The sequence below is a fragment of the Maribacter sp. IgM3_T14_3 genome (genome assembly GCF_049603095.1).
In the GTDB taxonomy this organism is placed as follows: Bacteria; Bacteroidota; Bacteroidia; order Flavobacteriales; family Flavobacteriaceae; genus Maribacter.
On sequence record NZ_CP187138.1, the window covers coordinates 4,286,633 to 4,307,500 of the forward strand.

Annotated in this window: 19 protein-coding genes; 11 read left to right on the top strand and 8 right to left on the bottom strand. The window is 34.1% G+C overall.

Annotation, left to right across the window (positions count from 1 at the left end):
* Positions 1–245 precede the first annotated feature (245 nt).
* A complete protein-coding gene (gene ltrA, locus ACPF9A_RS18795; protein ID WP_423997575.1) occupies positions 246–1,496 on the top strand; it encodes a group II intron reverse transcriptase/maturase in 1,251 nt (416 codons plus the stop codon).
* Positions 1,497–1,615: 119 nt separating this feature from the next.
* On the opposite strand, the gene ACPF9A_RS18800 is transcribed toward ltrA, so the two are convergent.
* The gene (locus ACPF9A_RS18800) at positions 1,616–2,260 is read right to left on the bottom strand and encodes a hypothetical protein (RefSeq protein WP_423999373.1); all 645 of its coding nucleotides are present in this window, start codon (positions 2,258–2,260) and stop codon (positions 1,616–1,618) included.
* Positions 2,261–2,644: 384 nt separating this feature from the next.
* Here ACPF9A_RS18800 and ACPF9A_RS18805 point away from each other — a divergent pair, with 384 nt between their 5' ends.
* Positions 2,645–3,718: an IS110 family transposase gene (locus ACPF9A_RS18805; RefSeq protein ID WP_423999375.1), complete on the top strand. Its 1,074-nt coding sequence runs from the start codon at positions 2,645–2,647 to the stop codon at positions 3,716–3,718.
* A 202-nt stretch (positions 3,719–3,920) separates the two neighbouring features.
* On the opposite strand, the gene ACPF9A_RS18810 is transcribed toward ACPF9A_RS18805, so the two are convergent.
* From ACPF9A_RS18810 to ACPF9A_RS18830, 5 genes are all read right to left on the bottom strand, one after another.
* A complete protein-coding gene (locus ACPF9A_RS18810; RefSeq protein WP_423999377.1) occupies positions 3,921–4,391 on the bottom strand; it encodes an SMI1/KNR4 family protein in 471 nt (156 codons plus the stop codon).
* 134 nt (positions 4,392–4,525) lie between these two features.
* The gene (locus ACPF9A_RS18815; RefSeq protein WP_423999379.1) at positions 4,526–6,163 is read right to left on the bottom strand and encodes an ABC-F family ATP-binding cassette domain-containing protein; all 1,638 of its coding nucleotides are present in this window, start codon (positions 6,161–6,163) and stop codon (positions 4,526–4,528) included.
* 97 nt (positions 6,164–6,260) lie between these two features.
* The gene (locus ACPF9A_RS18820; protein WP_423999381.1) at positions 6,261–6,419 is read right to left on the bottom strand and encodes a lmo0937 family membrane protein; all 159 of its coding nucleotides are present in this window, start codon (positions 6,417–6,419) and stop codon (positions 6,261–6,263) included.
* Positions 6,420–6,421: 2 nt separating this feature from the next.
* Positions 6,422–6,766: a hypothetical protein gene (locus ACPF9A_RS18825; RefSeq protein ID WP_423999383.1), complete on the bottom strand. Its 345-nt coding sequence runs from the start codon at positions 6,764–6,766 to the stop codon at positions 6,422–6,424.
* Positions 6,767–6,892: 126 nt separating this feature from the next.
* Positions 6,893–8,062 carry a DUF3095 family protein gene (locus tag ACPF9A_RS18830; protein WP_423999385.1) on the bottom strand — a complete coding sequence of 390 codons (1,170 nt, stop codon included), beginning with the start codon at positions 8,060–8,062 and terminating at the stop codon, positions 6,893–6,895.
* 539 nt (positions 8,063–8,601) lie between these two features.
* Between ACPF9A_RS18830 and ACPF9A_RS18835 the strand changes: the two genes are divergently transcribed.
* The 9 genes from ACPF9A_RS18835 (at position 8,602) to ACPF9A_RS18875 (ending at position 19,281) form a co-directional block, all read left to right on the top strand.
* Positions 8,602–9,381 carry a DUF481 domain-containing protein gene (locus tag ACPF9A_RS18835; protein WP_423999387.1) on the top strand — a complete coding sequence of 260 codons (780 nt, stop codon included), beginning with the start codon at positions 8,602–8,604 and terminating at the stop codon, positions 9,379–9,381.
* A gap of 169 nt (positions 9,382–9,550) precedes the next feature.
* The gene (locus tag ACPF9A_RS18840) at positions 9,551–9,826 is read left to right on the top strand and encodes a transposase (RefSeq protein ID WP_423998469.1); all 276 of its coding nucleotides are present in this window, start codon (positions 9,551–9,553) and stop codon (positions 9,824–9,826) included.
* Positions 9,823–10,680 carry an IS3 family transposase gene (locus ACPF9A_RS18845; RefSeq protein WP_424004390.1) on the top strand — a complete coding sequence of 286 codons (858 nt, stop codon included), beginning with the start codon at positions 9,823–9,825 and terminating at the stop codon, positions 10,678–10,680. The genes ACPF9A_RS18840 and ACPF9A_RS18845 overlap by 4 nt, the downstream gene beginning before the upstream one ends.
* A 1,081-nt stretch (positions 10,681–11,761) precedes the next feature.
* Positions 11,762–12,232, top strand: a complete 471-nt coding sequence (locus tag ACPF9A_RS18850) for a hypothetical protein (protein ID WP_423999389.1) — start codon at positions 11,762–11,764, stop codon at positions 12,230–12,232.
* Between the two features lie 32 nt (positions 12,233–12,264).
* Positions 12,265–13,779 carry a leucine-rich repeat domain-containing protein gene (locus tag ACPF9A_RS18855; RefSeq protein ID WP_423999391.1) on the top strand — a complete coding sequence of 505 codons (1,515 nt, stop codon included), beginning with the start codon at positions 12,265–12,267 and terminating at the stop codon, positions 13,777–13,779.
* Positions 13,780–13,791: 12 nt separating this feature from the next.
* Positions 13,792–14,700, top strand: coding sequence for a hypothetical protein (locus tag ACPF9A_RS18860; protein ID WP_423999393.1), 909 nt, complete (start codon positions 13,792–13,794; stop codon positions 14,698–14,700).
* A gap of 44 nt (positions 14,701–14,744) precedes the next feature.
* Positions 14,745–16,700 (top strand): tetratricopeptide repeat protein, encoded by a 1,956-nt coding sequence (locus ACPF9A_RS18865; RefSeq protein ID WP_423999395.1) that lies wholly within the window; start codon positions 14,745–14,747, stop codon positions 16,698–16,700.
* A 5-nt stretch (positions 16,701–16,705) separates the two neighbouring features.
* Entirely contained in the window at positions 16,706–17,332 is a 627-nt protein-coding gene (locus ACPF9A_RS18870) for a response regulator (protein WP_423999397.1), read from the top strand.
* Between the two features lie 266 nt (positions 17,333–17,598).
* A complete protein-coding gene (locus ACPF9A_RS18875; protein WP_423999399.1) occupies positions 17,599–19,281 on the top strand; it encodes an IPT/TIG domain-containing protein in 1,683 nt (560 codons plus the stop codon).
* 328 nt (positions 19,282–19,609) lie between these two features.
* Here ACPF9A_RS18875 and ACPF9A_RS18880 read toward each other — a convergent pair whose 3' ends face one another.
* Together ACPF9A_RS18880 and ACPF9A_RS18885 are read right to left on the bottom strand one after the other, a co-directional pair.
* Positions 19,610–20,065, bottom strand: coding sequence for a hypothetical protein (locus tag ACPF9A_RS18880; RefSeq protein WP_423999401.1), 456 nt, complete (start codon positions 20,063–20,065; stop codon positions 19,610–19,612).
* A gap of 18 nt (positions 20,066–20,083) precedes the next feature.
* Complete coding sequence (locus ACPF9A_RS18885; protein ID WP_423999403.1) at positions 20,084–20,281, bottom strand: hypothetical protein; 198 nt, start codon at positions 20,279–20,281, stop codon at positions 20,084–20,086.
* Positions 20,282–20,868 lie beyond the last annotated feature (587 nt).

The following is a 20,868-nucleotide window of genomic DNA, read 5'->3' on the forward strand; positions in this document are numbered from 1 at the left end:
TTACTGGCTATACGGCAACCGTCATAAAGGAGGCATGACTTCTATTCAGGCTTTATTGTGGAACCACAGGAAGCTTATATACTATGCTAAAAGGAAAACACAAGCAGGAAATGCCTGTAAGTTGATTACTGATGAGTATATAGGTGGCGGATGAAGTTGTAGTAGTGTTGAAACTTCTGTAATGGAGGTGGAGCGAAGGACTTTAGTTATACCGTTATTATTTAAGAACAACTTAAAAATTAAGGATGATTTTTAAAGAACAAACAAAGTCGGTGCCCATTACCAAAGAGATGGTGTGGGAATCTTACAAGAAGGTAAAAAGTAATGGAGGGAGTGCAGGTATAGACCAGCAAAGTCTATCAGATTTCGATAGGGTACGTTCGAAAGAACTGTACAAGTTATGGAACAGACTGGCCTCAGGAAGTTATTTTGCACCAGCAGTAAAACGGGTTACTATACCCAAAGGGAGGAAGACCCGCCCTTTGGGTATTCCAACGGTGAGCGATAGGATAGCTCAACAAGTGATAAAGGCATATCTCGAGCCAAGGCTGGAATCCATATTTTCAGAAAACTCTTATGGATACCGCCCTAACAGAAGTGCACATACAGCGATTGAAATTGTACGTCTAAACGTACTACGATACAGCTGGGTGATAGATTTAGATATACAAGAATTCTTTGAGAATGTAGACCATAGCCTTCTTATGAAAGCTTTAGAGCGACATGTTTCAGAGAAATGGGTGTTGCTTTACATCAGACGGTGGCTGGAAGCACCAGTAAAACTTGAAGATGGAACGCTTAAAATGTCCAAGGGAAAAGGAACCCCTCAAGGAGGGGTAATCAGTCCATTGCTATCTAATCTCTATATGCATTACTGTGTAGATAAATGGTTAGAGAAAAACTACCCATTGTTAAAGATGGTGCGTTATGCTGATGACTTGATAGTTCATTGCAGAAGCCATGAGGAAGCTGTTCATACCCTAGCAGCACTAAAATCACGTCTGAGGGAATGCGGTTTGACTGCACATCCTGAAAAGACCAAAATAGTGTACTGCAAGAAAGATGGTAGAAATCTCAAAGGGTATCCTGTACAGTTTGATTTTCTGGGATTCAGTTTTCAGCCTATCAGGTTCAGATTGAAAAAGGGCGGAAGCTTTCTACAGTTTGACTGTAAAATGAGCCGAAAGTCCAAGATTCGAATCACGGGAGAACTCCGTAAGCTTGCTTTTCATAATAAAACACAACGCGCAATACAGGATTTAGCAAATCTGCTAAACCCAAAGATTCGAGGTTGGATTTGGTATTATGGAAAGATAAGTCGGAGGAGCTTGCAGCCCGTATTCTATTACCTGCACAATCGTATGATCAGATGGATATTGAACAAGTACAAAAGGTTCAAAGGAAGCAAGATCAAAGCCGTAAGATGGCTTAGGTTTATTACAAAGTCATATCCAAACATGTTCTATCATTGGGAACTGGGGTACAAACTAGTCTAAACTATTTAGGCTTTACCGACTGTATAACAAGAGCCGTATGAATCGAGAGGTTCACGTACGGTTCTGTGAGAGGTTTAGGGGTGAAATTCCCCTTTACCTACTCGACTGTGCGTAGTTTTTTAATATTTATATGCTATTCTAATAATTTGCTTTAATATTTCTGAATATTCATTCTCTGAAATGGTAATATTCCAATTAACGTTTTCAGAGTTTTTATTAATGCTCTCTATCTTCAACTTTATTTTTTGTTTTTTATAATCATAATCAAAATCTAACCAAAAATCTTCGTCAAGTTCATCCTCAATTTGCATATCAGAAGGAAAGTCATTTATTATTTTGTCTGTACTTGAAATAAATAATGAAACTATATCAACAAAATCCTCAACTTGTTCATTAGTTGGTCTAAAAAAATGATGCTCCATTAAATTCCGAGTTTTGTTAATTTTCAATAATACTCTCGGTGCAATAATTCCTAATTCCTTAATAATTTCAATTTTTTTTGGAAATGACCACATTTTCTTTTTTGCAATTGGGTAAAAACCAAATGCTATTAAAAGTATATCAACTTGACAATCCAATGCTCTTTTAGCATTAGATAAAGAATTAATTAATTTATGTGAATATTCATTAGATAAATCTTTTTCAGCGTATTCAAGAAAATCTTGAGGCTTAATCTCAAAATCATTTTCAATTTGAGTATGTCCTCGAGAATTCCATTTACAATTTTTTTTCTCTAAAAATTCTATGATTTCGTTTAATGTCATTCAGTTTTTTTAAAATTACTTACAACGGTTCGGCTCGTATGTTTGGTTCTAAGTTTGAAGATAATATATTCTGAATGATAAATTAGTTTAAAGGAAGGGTGATTTCGTGGTTGGGCTAGATACTAAATAGAGATATCGTCGCTTAGGTTTACGCTCTTCCTGAACTGATTTATTAAAGCATTATTTTAGATAATCAATAATAAGCTTAAGTAGAAGGGATAATGGCTTTTGGGCTAGATACACTTAATGTGATATCGTTTTTTAGAGAGACCTCCCTTCTATAATTTTCTTGGAATCTGAACAGTACCTAGATCCTATATTACAGAGATCGAATCAAATGCGAGCAAAGATGATAAAGAGGGTTATAGCTTAAAACATAATATTATGGAAAAGCGATTAAAACAAAGTTTAGGAATAGATGTCTCCAAGTCAAGCTTATCATTGTCCCTTGGTTTTCTGGACGATAAACTGGAAAAGGAATTCATGTCACATCCAGATGTACCTAATGATGAACCAGGTTACAGAACACTTTTAAAATGGCTAAAGAAATCAGTTGATAATAGTGTTGAACTATTGGTAGTTATGGAAGCTACCGGGGTCTATCACCAAGGAATCGCCCATTACCTGTACGGCAAAGGATATTGCGTCAGTGTCATGCAATCGGGTCGTGTAAAGCGTTATGCACAGAGTCTGGACCAACGTTCGAAAACCGATGCCTTAGATAGTAAAATGCTAAGTATGCTTGGGTTAGAGCGATCTATTCGCCTTTGGCAACCACCTAACGAAGAATTACAACATTTGAAAGGTTTGAGCAGAGAGCGCAGTTCTTTGTTGAAAGATAAGGGGAGCGAGAACAATCGCCAAGGAGCCATTTCATCCAGTGTCTACAGTAATGCAAAAGCCTTGAAAAGGCACAAGAACAGACTGAAACTTCTCAATGAACAGATAGCGATTATCGAAGAGGAGATGAAAGAACTCATTTCAAAAAATGACGAACTTCAAAGGAAAGTTGATTTACTAACGAGTATACCCGGTATCTCTTTCATATCGGCAGCAACCGTGATAGGGGAAACCTTAGGTTTTGAATCTATAGCGAACGGAAAACAGTTGGCCAGCTATGCGGGTTATGACATAGTGTTAAGGGAGTCTGGTAATTTTAAAGGAAAAACAAGGATCAGCAAAAGAGGGAATAGCCATATTAGGGCAGCTTTACATATGCCATCGATGACCTGTGTACGGTGTAACCCTACATTGAAACAATTCTATAATAGGTTAAAGCCGAAGAAAGCAAAGCCGTTGGTGGCCTTGATAGCCGTTCAGAGAAAATTGTTGATACTTATGTTCACGTTATGGAAGAACGAAGAAGTCTATGATGCTAAATTTGAAATAAAAAAGCAGCAAAAGCATGACGCTCTTGCTGCGCGGGATAACAGTTTGATAAATCAACCTGTTTCCTAAATTATTAAAGAAAAAACTTGTTTTTTAACACAGTACCTAAGCGTAGTGCTGTAGTAAGGAAACTTTTCGTTTCCGTCTGCGCACGAAGCTGAAGCTTTTGGTTTTGATTTATTTTTTCTTGTCTAAAGCTAAATCCCAAAGATTTAGCGACATCATAAATATACACAGACCTTTCGGTTTTGCCCTAAAGTCCGCATTACGTTTAGGCATTGTTGTCATCAGTTTTTATCCGGTTGAATTGATCAATCCATTCAGAAAATGTTTCGGCAACTTTAGTAACCGTATCTAAGTCATGGTCAAAAAAATAAATGGGAACACTTTCCTTTTTTTCTTTTAGGTCCATAGTTGAGAATCCGAAAATACTACCCATACAGTCTGAGCTAAATGGAATTAAATCGGTTGAAATTTGTGAAGTCCATCCATTTTTCTTGTCTTCTATTATACTTTCAATTGTCCAAAAATTTTGCACATCAATTAAGTCCAGTTCATCATCAACAATAATATCAAGAATGTCAGGAGTCCAGGGAGTTCCAAAGTCCATCAAGAATATTTTGAATTCATTTGGAACGTAAATATTGAATTCAGATTCAAGATTTTCAATGTCCGTTAGAGGTACTTTTTGAACTTCAGCTTTGTTATCATAATTGCTCGAAAATTCCTGAAATATGCTCATTTTTTAAATTGATGACAACAATTAAATATATAACATATGTTATATATCCTGCTAATATGAGATACATAAAACATATGTTACATATATCTTTTATATATCACCAATTTAGCTATTTATAAAAAAGTAAAGAAGAATTACTTCATCAAATTGATTTCGGAAATACTCTTAATTCTATTACGCTCTAAGAAAGCATCAATAGTTTCAAAGTGTTCAATAACGCGTTGTTCTTTGAATTCAAATACCTTTTGCGATAAGCCTTGTAAGAAATCGCGATCGTGAGAAACTAATATAAGGGTGCCATCATACGTTGATAAGGCTTCTTTAAGTACATCTTTAGACTTAAGATCTAAGTGATTGGTAGGTTCATCTAGTATTAAAAGGTTTACTGGTTCTAGCAATAACTTTACCATTGCCAAGCGGGTTTTTTCTCCACCAGAAAGCATGCTTACTTTTTTATCGATATCATCGCCGCTAAACATAAAGCGACCTAATATATTTTTAATCTGGTTTCGAATATCGCCAAAGGCTACTTCATCTACTGTTTGGAAGATAGTAAGCTCTGGATCTAAGAGTGAGGCTTGATTCTGGGCAAAGTATCCTACTTTAACATTATGCCCTAGTTGGCAAGTACCTTCCACGGGAATTTCCTCAAGAATAGCTTTAATCATGGTCGATTTTCCTTCTCCGTTACGTCCTACAAAAGAGACTTTTTCTCCTCTTGCAATAGACATGTTAGCATCTTTAAAAACCACATGATTGTCATAAGATTTAGAAACGTCTTTTACAGTTACAGGGTAGTCACCTGAACGTGGTGCTGGCGGAAAGCGTAATTTTAATGAAGAGGTATCTATTTCATCTATCTCTATAATTTCAAGCTTTTCTAACATACGCTCTCGCGATGTTACTTGATTAGTTTTAGAGTAGGTGCCTTTAAATCGCTCTATAAAAGCCATGTTGTCTGCAATGAACTTTTGTTGCTCTTGGTAGGCTTTTACTTGATGTGATCTGCGGTCTTCTCGTAATTGTAAGTAGTGGCTGTAGTTTGCTTTATAATCATAAATACGCCCCATAGTTACTTCTATGGTGCGATTGGTAATATTGTCAATAAAAGCTCTATCGTGAGAAATCACCATTACGGCATTTGCTTTATTCAACAAGAAATCTTCTAACCAATTAACCGACTCTATATCTATATGGTTCGTAGGCTCATCTAACAGGATTAAATCTGGTTTTTGTAATAGAATTTTTGCCAATTCTATACGCATACGCCAACCACCACTAAACTCATTGGTCTGTCTGGTAAAATCTTCTTGTCTAAAACCTAACCCTTTTAATGCTTTCTCTACTTCTGCATCATAATTGACTTCATCTAGGGCATAATATTTTTCGCCAAGATCAGATACTTTTTCGATGATGCTCATATAGGCATCACTCTCATAGTCTGTTCTGGTCTCTAGCTCTTTGTTTAGTTTGTCCATTTCATCGCGCATGCTAAAAACATGCTTAAATGCCTTGGCAGCTTCTTCAAAAACAGTACAATTATCTTCGGTTAACAAGTGTTGTGGTAGATATGCTATAACTGCATCTTTAGGTACACGAACATTACCTCGTGTGCCTTTTTGCTCGCCAGCGATAATTTTCATCATGGTAGATTTACCCGCTCCGTTTTTACCCATAAGGGCTATTTTATCAGTTGGGTTTATGACAAAAGATACGTCACTAAATAGGGTAGTGCCACTGAATTCTACGGCTAGGTTATCTACTGAAATCATGCTATATATTTAAAAATGCAAAACTAGTAATAAGTTGTGGTGCTTGTTACTAACTACATTAAAAAGTTATAACCGTTCTATCCAAAAAGCTATTTTATTAGGTACTGGTCTTGTTGCTTAACCAATTGTAAATTAAAAGTACTACTGCCAGTAAAAGAAGTAGGTGAACTAGTGCTCCCATAACTTTAAATACAACGAAACCTAATACCCAACTTATAACCAATGCGGCGACTAAAAAGTATACTATATTTTTCATGTTTATTTATTTAAGGTCCAGTTCATTATTTCATCGTGAATCTCTTTTTCAGATTTTTGTCTTCTTTTTGCAATAGCGCTTATTAGGGCTTCAACACCGTCGAGCTCTCCGTTATCATCTATATCTTGTGTTTCAGGAAAATTCGCCAAATATTCATCTCGTACCGCCAACCACTGCTTTTCTATATGCAAATCGAAGGTAGACGTTGCTACTCCGCCGTTATTTACAGGCTCACCTATCGTTTCATTTAAGTCTTCGTTTTGAGATATTCCTTTATTTTGAGGAACATCGTTTTGCAGACCTCCTGTGGTCTTCGATTTATCTATACTTTTATCTTCTGTAATCATCTTATATATTTTTAATATTCTTAATGATGACAAGATAGCAAGATGAGCAGTGCAAGATTTGCTCAAATATTAGTTAAATTAACCGTATAAAATCTGTATTTGAGTAGGTAAGTGAAATTGCTGCAATTAGAGTGATTTGCGAAGTGCCTTCTTTTTTATTTTAAGCATTTTTGCGGCAGAAGTGTATCCACCTTCCGTACCATCAACAAAATGGGAGTGGCTGGTTTTTCTATCCAACACGTAACAAGACATGACAGAGGCATGTGTAACATGAATACCGTAGACTATTTTATGTTCGCTTTCTAGTTGGTCTAAATAGTCTATAAACACATTTATTTTATCTTGTTCTGCCGTAAAAATGGTATTGATCATACCATCTAACATAAACGAATGCGATAACTGACCAACTTGTTTTAAATATTGTTTTCCACTTTTAGAGAGGTTAAAGTATACACGGCCTATATTGGTTAGAATCCAGTTTTTAATAAAGTAGAACCAATTTTTATCTGCAAGGCTTACGCGCATTTCTTCCCATATTTTATAAAGGCTGGCATCTAATTTTAGGCGTTCACTTTTTATGGGTTGCCTTTCGGTAAAGGTTCCGAAAATATCATCCATCTTCATTAAAATGGCTCTATAGCTGTCTCTTTGAAATTCTTCTTCGGTGGCCTCTAATAATAAACAGATTACCTTAGCTTGATTTTGTTCCGGATTCACTTCTTCCCATCTGCACTCCATACCTTCTAAGTTCAAAAGGTTCTTATTAAAGTTCGAGATAGTGGGTGCTATAAAATTCGATTTTATAATCTTTTCAGCTTTATGTAAACCGTTGCCCAATATTATGGGTATGGTCAGCCTTTCTGTAAGTTGGTGTTTTGCTATTTTAAGATGACAATTATTCGATACAAGATGGTCAACAGACACATGACCTACCCTTAATACCAAATTGGTTTTTCTCTTAATATGTACGCTATAATTGTTTAGTACCTCTATTACATTGTTAAGTAGGGCGGTTGGTAATAAAAAAGTTGCACCATCACCACCAAAGAAATAGGGAATCTCTATATAGTGTTTAAATTTGCGAACAGTGTTCAATACAGATATAATACTGCCGGTAGCCGTTAAATTTACCTGGTGATGCTTACCATCTTGTACTGCTTGGGTAGAGTTTTGTATATCAACAACGACCACATGCCATGAAAGTGGCACATCTGTAAAGGCAGCCTCTTTTTCTAGTAAATCTACCAGTGGTTTTTTAAACTTCTTTAGCTCAGTATAGAATTTGGTATTTTTCATTCGCTAATTGGCAAGTCGCATTTTCTCAGTGAAATTACAAGTTTATTCTCGTATTTAATGAAAATTGAAAATGTGTGTGCGGTTTAGAAGTTTTTAATTGCTAATTATCAAAGTTCAGATCTTAGAGTGGTCGTAACCAGGTTTATAACAAATTTTATACCTATACTAATGGGTGTAAGTGCCGGTTTTGATTATGTTAGCATGTGGTTAGAAATTGACAGTGATACCAAATGACATAACGACTATGGCGGATCGGTATGGATATCTGTTTTTAGTGAACTAACAGGTAATTTAGGGCTATATCATGGTGATGACGGTAATCGATTTGTATTTAGCTTAGGGTATAATTTTTAATTCACCTGTATTATTTACCTGTATTATTTATATGTGTTTAATGGATGGGGTATGAATAAATCAAATCTCATTAGTTTATAAAATATAACTGATATTTCTTAAAGCTTTTCTTAGAACCTATTTAGCAATAGTTTTGCAAATTATATTTTGAAGGATTTACTAAAGCTTATTAAGTATCATTTTTTATGAAACTACCGTTGAATTTTATCAAATCTATCTGTTGTATTTCGATATTTGTAATTGGTTTTACCGTAAAGGCCCAATTGGTGAATATAGAATCTAAACGTATGCATACCGACTCTTTGCGGTTTGTTTTAAGTAGTGATTTACTTTTCAATTATACCGATAACAATGGTGAATATATACTTCAAGTAAGTTCAAACGTTGCAACACAGTTTAAGTCTAAAAATCTGAATAGTATTTACTTCTTAATAGGGAATGTCAATCTCATACGTTCTAAAGATGAAGATTTTCAGAATTCATATTTTTTACATGCCAGGTTCAATCACAAATTAACTGAACTAGTACGTTTAGAAGCCTTTATTCAGAATCAGAATAATCAAAAGCTAACCATATCCGAAAGAAATTTATTAGGTGTTGGTTTACGTCTAAAAATGTTTTCTAAAAATGGATCTCTTGCCTATTTCGGTAACTCTTACATTTATGAAATTGAATCTGTTATAGATTCTGAGCAAAAATTTTATAACCATAGAAATAGTAGTTATATCTCTTTAAATCAGAATTTCAAAAAATACAATTTAGATATTACCGGTACTTTTTATTTTCAGCCACTGTACAAGAATATAAGTAACCATAGAATTCTAAGTCAATTTAAAGCAGAAATGCCTTTAACAAAACGAATTAGCTTTTCTGCACTTTACAATTACTCCGTAATCAACTTTAATTCTGTTTTAGAAGATAACCGTTCATCTAATGTAAGCTTTGGGCTAACATTGAATTTATAGAAAGAATTAGAGTGCTTTACTATTCTTATTCTATTATAAATCAATCAATTTATAATATATATTATTAATAATACTTGTAGCTTTTTGGATAGAATTTATTTAAATTGAAGATACCCCCAAAATTAGGACAGTAAATTAAGTTCAAAAAAAGAAACTTAAATTTACTGTAATGACACGAAGAAAATTCACATCAAAATTCAAGACTAAGGTAGTTTTAGAAGCTCTGAAAGAGCGAGATACTATTCAGGTTTTAGCTCAGAAGTTTGACATTAGCCCTCAACAGATTAATCTATGGAAACGAGAATTTGTTTCACAAGCGGAATCATTATTTGATAAGGTTAAAGCATCAAAGAAGAGCGAATTGGAACAAAAGGAAGACCACCTTTTAAAAGTTATTGGTCAACTTAAAGTGGAGAATGATTTTTTAAGCAAGGCCTTGCGATAAAACCTTTAAAAGAGCGTAGACAAATGATAAGCAAGGGTCATTCAAAACTTAGTATATCCAAACAATGCAATCTTTTATCGGTACACCGTTCAGGACTCTATTATAAACCTAAATCAGAGAGTAGTTTAAATTTAGAGCTTATGCGATTAATGGATGAGCATTACACACATTATTGTTTCAAAGGTGCCAAACGTATGCATACTTGGCTTACAATGGATAAAGGATTTAACGTTAACCATAAGCGAATAGAACGCTTGTATTACGATGTTATGGGGTTACGTGCAGTTATGCCAGGCAGGCAGACCTCAAAGAGAAACAAGGCTCATAAAACCTATCCATACCTACTCCGTAATTTGAAAGTAGAAAATCCTAATCAAGTATGGGCAACCGATATCACCTATATCCCCATGCAAAAAGGATTCATGTACTTGACGGCAATTATTGATTTGCATAGTAGGTATGTTTTAAATTGGTCTGTATCCAATACGATGGATGCACAATGGTGCGCTGATACATTACAGCAAGCAATTACACTTCATGGTAAGCCAGAAATCGTTAATACCGATCAAGGAAGTCAATATACTTCTGAAGTATTTGCAAGCACAGTGCTATCTAACGATATTAAATTGAGCATGGATGGAAAGGGAAGAGCTATTGACAATGTGTTCATAGAACGCCTGTGGAGAAGTGTTAAATACGAAAGTATTTATTTAAACCCACCCTGCTCTGGAGTCGATTTATTCAAACAATGTAAATGGTACTTTAACTACTATAATAATGAAAGAAGACATCAAGGAATAAAAAATCAAATACCTTTTAAAAGGTATTTGATTAAACAACTGAAAGCCGCGTAATTAATATAAATAGAACTTAAATTAGGCTATTTACTGTCCTAATAAGTGGGGTGTCATCAAATCATACCCACGATGAAACCAAATAAACTTACCAAGAAAGCGAATACATAAATTATCTCTTTTTCAATTCTGAATTCATTTTACCCAAAAACTAGATAATTGTATTTCTATCTATTTATTGGCAAGTTCGAATGACCAATTTTTTTTAAACCTAGACAAGAAAAAATAAAACGATGCATAAACTAAATAGGTGTAATCTGCATTATTCTTAAATGCGACTATAAATTTTTCAAATAATTCTTTAATTAAAATGGATTTTGGGGTTCATCTTGAATTGGATTTACTCGTAAATAATTCTAGTAGCTACTTTTTTCGTTTAAAATTTCAGAAAATCAACCGGTGTTGCACAGATTTTAGAAGTTGATTAAGGTTCTTTTCAAGACAGATTATGTTCTAAATCGTGTTCACTTTCGTGTTCAATTGTATTGGTATGTAAAACTTGAGCATAAAAAAACGGTCTAACTTTCGCTAAACCGTTTATACTGTGCCTTTTATTATGTAGCGAGAGGGGGGCACGATCCCCCGACCTCCGGGTTATGAACTTTAACCGCTATTTTTTTATTTTTCAACCTACTGAAAAACAAGTAGTTATAAAATTAGTTTTTTATGTTTTACGATAGACCGTATACGGTAGCGTATGCGGTTTACTTTATAAAAATATTGAACTTCTATAAATTCTCCTAATAATATTTGTAATGTGCACAATATTAAAGAAGATTGGTTAGAGGTTCTAACTCTGCCACCCCGACTTATTAGTAAATCAAATAGTAATAAAAACTTGGTAATCGTATGATTATCAAGTTTTTGTCGTTTTAGGGCAGTCGTTAAATTTGAATTAATTTGATTAAAAAAGTGAATCAAATGATTTGACTTTTGCTTTAAAGTTTTCAAAGGGGTATTTATTCTCCTAATAAAAGTAAACTCAGGGAAAACCCTAAGTTTTAAAATCACATAGTTTACCTGATGGAATACGGAAGCATTATACGCAACTTGCACCTATTAATTTCAAAATCTAAAAACTATGAAACTATTAAATTTTATAAGTTGCTTATTACTATTGATAGGTATGGTCTCTTGCTCAAATGAGGCTCCAAATACAACGGCTATTGACCCCATTGTTGGTACATGGAAACCTATTAGAGAGGCAGTTTTTATAGTTGATGGTATGCAAGAGGTTTTTGAAAAAACTCCTTGCGAACAAACCAGCAGATTTATTTTTGAAACAAATGGCAATTTTAATTATACCGAATTTACAGACGAAGCTGGAGACTGCTTGCCTGATGAAAGTTATATAGAAGATGGTTCGTGGGACAAACTAGCTCAAGAGAAATATAAATTTAATTTCATCTACTACAACTCAAATACACAATTAAGTGAAAGCGATTCGCAAATACCTGATAAAGTGCAATTCTTTGATGAAAATAACACAATGCGAATTATTGAACTCGTTGAACAAGGTGAAAAATACATTGAATTAGTTCGAATAAACTAAAAAACAAACAAACAAATATAAAATATACCATCATGAAAAAGTCATACATATATATAGTATTCAGCATAATTATATTTATTATAGCATCTTGCAGTAAAGATGACTCTGAAATAGTTCAAGAACCAGTAAAAAGCAATGCTAAACAAATTTTAAGCTTTGTTTTTAGAGCTGAAGATAATGCTGCTTTAAATGAAGATATTGAAGCTATTATTAATGAAGATTCAAAGCTCATAAATACTACAGTACCTTACGGCACTAATATCACTGAATTAATACCCTCAATAACCATATCTGAATCAGCTAGTATAACACCAACTGGCATACAAAATTTCACATCAGTAATTAAATATGAGGTAAGTGCCCAAGATGCATCAGTTGTAACCTATGATGCAAAAGTAAATGTAACACCTAATAACGAAAAACAAATTTTAAGCTTTGTTTTCAGGGCTGAAGATAATGAATTGTATGGTGATGAGACCATAACGGCAACCATTGATGATGCAAAAAAAACCATTACGGCTACTGTTTCATATAGTTCGAATGCTACTTTGTTGACACCTAGTATTGAAGTTTCTCCAAATGCTACTATAAGCCCCGCTGGTGCTCAAGATTTTAAAGGCCCTGTGATTTACACCCTAACCGCTGAAGATGGTTCTACGACTACCTATCAAATTGTTTTAGAAACCACCTTTACGGATCGGGATGCCCTAATTGCAATTTACAATGCTAACCCTAACAATACCTTAAATTGGGATTTACAGGAAAAGGATATAAGCACTTGGCAAAGGGTGGTTGTGGATGCAGACAATAATATTATACGACTGTACCTAAATGATAAATCTTTAGATAAATTACCTCCAGAAATTGGTCGGCTTACTAATTTATTGGAGCTAGAACTAAGTGGAAATATACTATCCTCTATTCCTTCAGAATTCGGTGCTTTAAAAAGTTTGGTTACTTTGTCAATAGAAAATAATCAGATAACCGAACTTTCTTCTGCTATCGGCGAGCTTTCAAGTTTGCAGTCGCTAAATTTAAGAAATAATCAGTTATCCCAAATTCCTTCAGAAATTGGAAAACTTACCAATTTGCAGTATTTAGAAATAGATGATAATCAATTGATAGCCATTCCTGCAAGTATTGGAGAACTTTCAAATTTGGCACATATGGAGTTGGGCTATAATAAATTAACTGTTATTCCCCCCCAAATAGGGCAGCTTAAAAAGTTAGAAAGTTTAGCCATATTACATAATCAACTTACTTCAATACCTAAAGAAATACGCAACCTAACCAGTCTAACAAGTTTATCTCTCAACAGTAATGAACTTGAAAGTATTCCTGCCGAATTGGGTAATCTCTTCAGTTTAACAGGTCTATATCTTAGTGATAATCAACTTACTCTTATACCAAAAGAGATAGGTAAGCTTAAAAACCTTAGACGTTTGTATTTAAACGAAAATTCATTGACTACTATTCCACAAGCAGTTTGCAATTTAGCAAATACAGGTACAGATGTTCAATTTGATGCAGAGGTTATTTGTCAATAAAAATTAAACATTATGAAATCACAAACTAATGTTATAAAAACATCCCCTCTATTTTTTTGCTTGCTGTTTTTAAGTACGCTTAATGCTCAACTTACAGGTAAAATAGACTATCCTAACTTAGGAATTTCTTTTCATGTGCCCGAAGGTTGGAGTGGAACCGAAGTAACATCTGGTTTTGCTATTAATTCTCCAGAAAATAAAGGTGTTATAATAATTATAACACATAACGTGCATAGCATTTTAGAAATGGAGCAAGAAGCTAAAAATGGATTTCAAATAAGTGAGAATACACTTCTAACACTTGAAAATGGCGTAGAAAAAATTATGGATAATGCCATTGCAGGATTATACACAGGAACTATAGATACAAAACCTGCAAAAGCATTAATAGTGGGTATGATAAACCCTTACGGGTACGGACTAACCATTATTAGCACAGCCAAATCTAGCCAATTTACAGATAATTTAAAGAGAGCAGGACTTTCGGTATCAAAGTCAGTAGTGTTTTATAATCCTAAAATACAAGGTAATACTATAGAATCAAAAGAGAAATCTACCGAATTAACTCAATTATTCAAAAACTGCAGATTGACTTATTTAGAATCTTACGGTACATCTGGTGGTGGTTATAACAATCGTACCACCATAGATCTTTGTGGTGAGGGTTATTTTAAACATTCTTCTTTAAGCAGCGTTTCTATGGATACCGGTGGGAGTTCTGGTTATGGAGGTAACAATAGGCAAGGGGCAGGTACCTGGGTTATGCTAAAGAAACAAAGTCAATCGGTTTTGCAATTAAGTTTTTACAATGGGGAGATTTATGAGTATATTGTAACTATAGATGAAGCGGATAAAACATATCTAAATGGTAATCGCTATTTTAGAGTATATGATGGGGACTATGGGCCTGATTGTAATTAATTCGTCTGGCGAAAATCGAATTCTCACATTTAAATTTCAAACAAATGCTGCATTCTCGAGCAGTTCTTCTATTATTTTTATTTTTTGAGCTAACTTATGGATTAGCTCAAAATAGGGAATTGGATAGTCTTTATAGGGTAATTAAGACATCGGATACTATAGCTAATATAGCTGCTGCACATGCCAGAGTCGCATGGTTAACTGCCTACAGCGATCTAATTTCTGCCAAAAAACATTTGGACTCTTCTTTTGTTATTTATAACCATTTAAAAGATGAAGATGCTATTGCGAAAGTACATTACAAATATGCAGCCTTTAATAGAGTCTCTGGAGATTATAAAGAAGCATTAAATCATTTAGAACTTTATATTAAATATGCAGAAACCCAAAAGTTCCCTGGAGGTCTCGCTGATGCTGCGTATCAAAAAGGAGTCATACATAGTTTGCAAGGTGATTATCAACAAAGTTTAAAAGAATATTATAACGCGCTTACTTTCTATGAGTCTGATAAGCAAAACATAAATATTGCAAATACACTGAATAGTATTGGAATTGTTTACCGAAACTTAAAAAAGTATTCCGAAGCTGAAATTAGTTATAAAAAAGCAATTGCTATTCAAGAAAGTAATAAGGATTGGAATAATTTATCAAATTCATATGGTAATTTGGGAAACCTTTTTGATGAACAAGGAATGCATACTGAAGCCTTAGGCTTTTTCAATAAGTCACTTGAAATAGACGTAAAAACGAATAATAATTGGGGTGTTGCAATGAATTATCAGAGTTTGGGAGCGACTCTTAACAAAAAAGGTGACTACAATAAAGCCATTTCATATTTGAATATGGCCTACGAAATTCAATTAAAAAATGAGTACAAAAATGAGCTTGGTGGAACACTCTCTAATCTAGGGTATTCTTATCTCCATACAGAAGACCTTGAAAAAAGCGAGAATCTTTTAATCGATGCCTTGCGCTATTCTAAAAATTCAAAAACCTTAAATCGAGAAATACATGCCAACTTACTTGAGTTATATAAAAAAACAAATAACTTCAAAAAAGCATTATTCCATTACGATCAAACTATTGCCTATAAGGACAGTATTTTTAATGAAGCTAACTTAAAAGACATAAACGCATTACAGATTCAATACGAAACCCAAAAAAAAGATAACAAAATTGCTTTACAAAAATTGCAAATACAAGAGCAAGAGAATGCTATTTTGAAAAAGAAAAATCAATACAACATCGCCTTAGGAACTGGCATCTTTTTTTTACTGGGCAGTATTGGTATTTGGCTATTCTATATGCAACGTCAAAAATTAAAAAACAATGAAATACGGGCATTACAAACCCAACAAGAGGTGTTAAAGTTAGAAGCCTTAATTGATGGAGAGGAAAAAGAACGCAATAGATTAGCGCAAGATTTACATGACGGAATCAATGGGGATCTAGCTGTAATAAAATATAAAATTAGCTCTATCGAACCCAATAAATTTTCAAAAAAGGAAAAGATTTTTTACGATGATGCTCTAGGAATGCTCGATAATGCTGTAGAACAAGTGCGCAGAATATCCCATAACTTAGCACCTCCATCACTTCATAATTTTGATTTGGTAGAGGCAATTCAACAATTTTGCTCCAAACAGAATGCTTCAAATTCAGTACATATTAGTTTCCAATATTTTGGGAATAGACTTGTATTAAAAAAAGAAAATGAAATAGCTATTTATCGGATCACACAAGAGTTGCTGAATAATATCATTAAACATGCGAATGCCTCGGAAGCTTTGGTGCAGCTAAATAATCATGAGGATAAACTCATGATTACAGTTGAAGATAACGGACAAGGATTTGATCCTAATAGTTCAGGTAAGGGCATAGGTTTACAAAATATAAAATCTCGGGTCAATTTTTTAAAAGCTACTTTAGATATTAATTCGAGTAAAAAAGGCACTACTTTTAGTATTGAAATAGATCTTGATAAATTGGATAAAAAATGATAAAAGTGGCTATTTTAGACGATCATAGTATGGTGCTTAGGGGCATAGAAACTATGCTCGAAGATTCTGATATTATTACCATTAGTGCTACCTATAATTTAGGAAAACAACTATTAGGAGAGCTCGAAAATAACGTACCAAATGTGCTGTTGTTGGATATTAATTTACCAGATAGTAACGGTATAGATTTATGTAAAGAACTCACAAAAAAATACCCTGATCTGGCAATTATAGGCCTATCTAATTATTGCGAAATAGGATTTATTAAAAATATGCTTAGAAATGGTGCAAAAGGGTATTTATTAAAAAATACAGGGAAACAAGAGTTGATAACTGCAATTACTACGGTTCATAAAGGGGCTAATTACTTGCCTAGAAATATTCAAGATATTTTGTTAAATGATAGTATTGGAAGTCCTTCTCAGATATCCTTTATTCCTAAACTAACACGAAGAGAAAAGGAAGTTCTTATTCTTATTGCCAAGGAACATATCAATCAAGAAATTGCAGACCTGCTTTTTATTAGTTCAAAAACGGTAGAAAGCCATCGAAATAATCTCATACAAAAATTGGGAGTACGTAATACGGCTGGCTTGATACGAGTTGCTATTGAAAAAGGATTGTTATCCTAATTTAATATGCATAACGTTCTAATGATTTCATGTGACAATTTACCACGCTAAAAAATCTAGGGTTTTCCCTGAATTACAAAACCACATAGTTTACCTGATGTTTACGGTATTTAATAGTTGCAATTTGCGGGTATTAATTCCTAAATAAATATCTGATGAAAACAATTTCTAAACTAGTTTTAATCCCACTAATGGTAACTTTTTTATTCTTTGCTTGTAGCAAAGATGATGACCCCACTCAACCCGTTCCAATCCCTATTCCAACAATGAGTAGTATTAGTCCCGACAGCGGAAAAAAATTGACTGTAGCGACCATTAGCGGCACTAACTTCGGAACTGATGTTAGCAAGGTCAAGGTTTTTTTTAACACTACTGAAGCGAGTGTACAATCTGTAACCAATACTCAAATTAAAACAATAGTCCCAGAAAATGGTAGTAGCGGGCCAGTTAAAGTAATAATAAATGGGACTTCTGTTACTGGCCCGGAGTTTACTTATTTAACTCCTACTTTAGTAGGTTTTTCTCCTCTAAGCGGACCGGTTGGTACGGAGGTAACAATTACTGGGAGTGCATTTGGCACCGATGCTGCAAAAGTACAGGTGTTTTTAGATGAAGAACTTGAGCTAGAAATAAAATCAATAAGTGATACCGCGATAAAAGTAGATATTCCCACTGAATCTATCTCAGGAAAAATATCACTAATTGTCGATGGTACGGAGCTAATAGGTGAAGAATTTGAACTACTAGCAGCTATTTATAGTATTGAGCCAGAAAGTGGTATTAAAGGAACAGAAGTTACTATAAATGGGAGTTCATTTAGGACTATTGCGGGCATGAACCCCATTACTGTTTTAATTAATAATAAAGAAGCTCAAATAGTTAGTATACTAGATGATCAAATAAAAGTTATAGTCCCTACTAAAGCATTTTCAGGAACCGTAAATGTGGTTATTAATAACTATGAATATATTGGTCCAGTTTTCAATTATATTGTTTCTGAAATTGAAGTTTCTAACTATGCTGGAAGTGGTATTATAGGGTTTGACGATGGCCTTGGTACAGCGGCACAATTTAGATCTCCAAGTGGTATTACCATCGATGGCGATGACAATTTATATGTTGCTGATACTGATAACTACATTATCCGAAAAATAAGTCCAGATCGCACGGTGACCACATTAGCTGGAACTCCAAGAGTATTAGGGTTTAAAGACGGCATAAAAAACGAAGCACTTTTTTCAGGGGTCTATGATATACATATTGGAGCCTCTGGGGATCTGTTTGTGGCAGATCATGGAAATCATCGTATACGAAAAGTAACGCCAGATGGGACCGTAACAAATTTTGCTGGAAGTGGGCTTAATGGATCTGCAAATGGCATGCGCCTAAACGCTTCTTTTGGATTCATGCAAAGTTTGGTTGTTGATAGTAAGGAAAATGTATTTGTGGTTGAGCAAAACTACCATCGTATCCGAAAAATAGCCAGTTCAGGTGAAGTAAGTTTTTTTGCTGGTAGTAGCCAAGCAGGTCTTAAAGATGGTAACGGGACTAATGCAAGTTTTACATTTCCTTTAGGGATTGCGGTGGACAGGAATGATAATTTGTATGTAACGGATAGTCAAAATAATTTGATTCGTAAAATAACACCCAATGGCGATGTGACGACCCTTGCTGGAAGTACACAAGGTTTTGCAGATGGACAAGGAACGGAAGCACAATTTAATTATCCTACTGGAATAGCCGTAGATGAACAAGGTACACTATATGTTGTGGATTCCGATAATAAGCGCATTCGTAAAATTAGCCCAGAAGGCGAGGTCACTACATTAGCCGGTGATGGATCTAGCACCGTCTTTTGGTTTCCCCAAGGAATTGTGGTAGATACTAAGCATGATTTATATGTAACTGATAGGCTTACACATAAGATCCTCAAGGTAACACAAGAATAATTAAAAATATAGTTGTTTTTAAAGTGATTTTTAGGCGACGTTTTTGAATGATAAATGAATTGGAATGGTACTTTATACTAGTTTTTAGTTGTCAACGCATTGATTTATAATGGCATAAAATGGTTCGAGGACTTTCTACTCCCTCCGACCAAAAGAAATCCAATCATGCAAATGATTGGATTTTATGTTTTAAGGATGACTGGGTGCAGGTTTCCCGAAGTTTTAAACATGCTTCCAGACCTAAATAAACCTATTTAAAAATAGGTTTAGCTAAAGATTCAATATGATTGAAATTTAGTTAGGCTTCAAGAACTCTTAATTCAGCGTACTATGCTTCAACATATTTAAAATCGTGGAACCAATACGAAGATGATATTATTTCGAAAACTAGTTTGTCTCCTTCAGTGGCTGTTTTTTTATATTGCCAAATATTGTCTTTCGCATCTGGAAAATCTTCACCATTTAATTGATAATCAAAAAGCCTTTTGATAAGCGTGTTTTCTGGCATTCCTGATGTTATTAATCGTATTAAATTGGCTTTAATATCACTTTCGAAAACAGCTATACTTTTTGAATTTTGAGCGGTAAATTCAATATGCATTACTACAGCTTCAGGATGTGGAAATTTACCAATATACGCATCATATAGAATTTGTGTTGCATTAAAAAATTCTTCGTGCATGCAAATATTAGCGTATTCTTCCCAAATTTTTTCATCTTCCATTTCATTAGAAATATTGTCAATCTGACCAGAATTTAAGCGATCTTGAAAAATATATTCCAAGATCAGTTTTGCCGCTTCTTAAGGTTCATTGTCTGAAATAGATAATAAACACATTTCTTTTAATTCATTAGGGTTTAATCCGGAAGTATCTCCGTAATCCATAATTTCTAAAAGCTTTTGATAATCTGTGCTAGACCATGCATTTGGTAATTCATTTATTACTTTAAAGCTGGTAGGATGAATTGAAAATACGTGTTTCTTGTATATTATTTTCAATGACATTAAATTATTGAATACTATTTTTTAGTCCTAATTTATGTCCAGAAACCGCATAGTGTAAAATGATAATATAGCAAGGTATTAAAATCCAATATCCTTTTGTTGATGCCGTTGCAATTGCCATAGCTTCATCAACAAGCTGCAAGACGAGGCCATTGACAATCTCCCAGCTTTAAAGATTGCTTAATTAATACACCTATTGAGCGTGGGCAAAATAAGGGCATGGAGCGTTTTTTCACGCTCCATGCGATTATGCGCGGTGCCGAGGATGTTGGAAAACCGTAGGTTTTTTAACTTCCGCAGGCACATGGGCTTGTATGGGATAAAAGCTCTTTTTTATTTCAGTTGTAGAATGTCAAGTTTTTTGCGCAAAAAACTTGACTTTTTGCCGTTGAGACTTCGTATCAGAAGGTAAATAATTGAATTAAGAATGATTGAGATTAATTAGGACAGCACTATGGTTATTGTTCCTTGCGGGAGACTTTGCTTCCCGCAAGGAACAATAACCAATCAAACAACACAACAAAAGTTATCATCACTTATTAAAATATGTCCAGTTTTTTAATAAATAAACTGGACATTTT

What these genes read in the sequence shown, in the direction of transcription:
- ACPF9A_RS18840 (WP_423998469.1), top strand. Translation starts at nt 9,551, where the DNA reads ATGACACGAAGAAAATTCACATCAAAATTCAAGACTAAGGTAGTTTTA.
- ACPF9A_RS18855 (WP_423999391.1), top strand. Translation starts at nt 12,265, where the DNA reads ATGAAAAAGTCATACATATATATAGTATTCAGCATAATTATATTTATT.
- ACPF9A_RS18815 (WP_423999379.1), bottom strand. Translation starts at nt 6,163, where the DNA reads ATGATTTCAGTAGATAACCTAGCCGTAGAATTCAGTGGCACTACCCTA.
- ACPF9A_RS18850 (WP_423999389.1), top strand. Translation starts at nt 11,762, where the DNA reads ATGAAACTATTAAATTTTATAAGTTGCTTATTACTATTGATAGGTATG.
- ACPF9A_RS18805 (WP_423999375.1), top strand. Translation starts at nt 2,645, where the DNA reads ATGGAAAAGCGATTAAAACAAAGTTTAGGAATAGATGTCTCCAAGTCA.
- ACPF9A_RS18800 (WP_423999373.1), bottom strand. Translation starts at nt 2,260, where the DNA reads ATGACATTAAACGAAATCATAGAATTTTTAGAGAAAAAAAATTGTAAA.
- ACPF9A_RS18865 (WP_423999395.1), top strand. Translation starts at nt 14,745, where the DNA reads ATGCTGCATTCTCGAGCAGTTCTTCTATTATTTTTATTTTTTGAGCTA.
- ACPF9A_RS18830 (WP_423999385.1), bottom strand. Translation starts at nt 8,062, where the DNA reads ATGAAAAATACCAAATTCTATACTGAGCTAAAGAAGTTTAAAAAACCA.
- ACPF9A_RS18875 (WP_423999399.1), top strand. Translation starts at nt 17,599, where the DNA reads ATGAGTAGTATTAGTCCCGACAGCGGAAAAAAATTGACTGTAGCGACC.
- ACPF9A_RS18825 (WP_423999383.1), bottom strand. Translation starts at nt 6,766, where the DNA reads ATGATTACAGAAGATAAAAGTATAGATAAATCGAAGACCACAGGAGGT.
- ltrA (WP_423997575.1), top strand. Translation starts at nt 246, where the DNA reads ATGATTTTTAAAGAACAAACAAAGTCGGTGCCCATTACCAAAGAGATG.
- ACPF9A_RS18860 (WP_423999393.1), top strand. Translation starts at nt 13,792, where the DNA reads ATGAAATCACAAACTAATGTTATAAAAACATCCCCTCTATTTTTTTGC.
- ACPF9A_RS18820 (WP_423999381.1), bottom strand. Translation starts at nt 6,419, where the DNA reads ATGAAAAATATAGTATACTTTTTAGTCGCCGCATTGGTTATAAGTTGG.
- ACPF9A_RS18835 (WP_423999387.1), top strand. Translation starts at nt 8,602, where the DNA reads ATGAAACTACCGTTGAATTTTATCAAATCTATCTGTTGTATTTCGATA.
- ACPF9A_RS18810 (WP_423999377.1), bottom strand. Translation starts at nt 4,391, where the DNA reads ATGAGCATATTTCAGGAATTTTCGAGCAATTATGATAACAAAGCTGAA.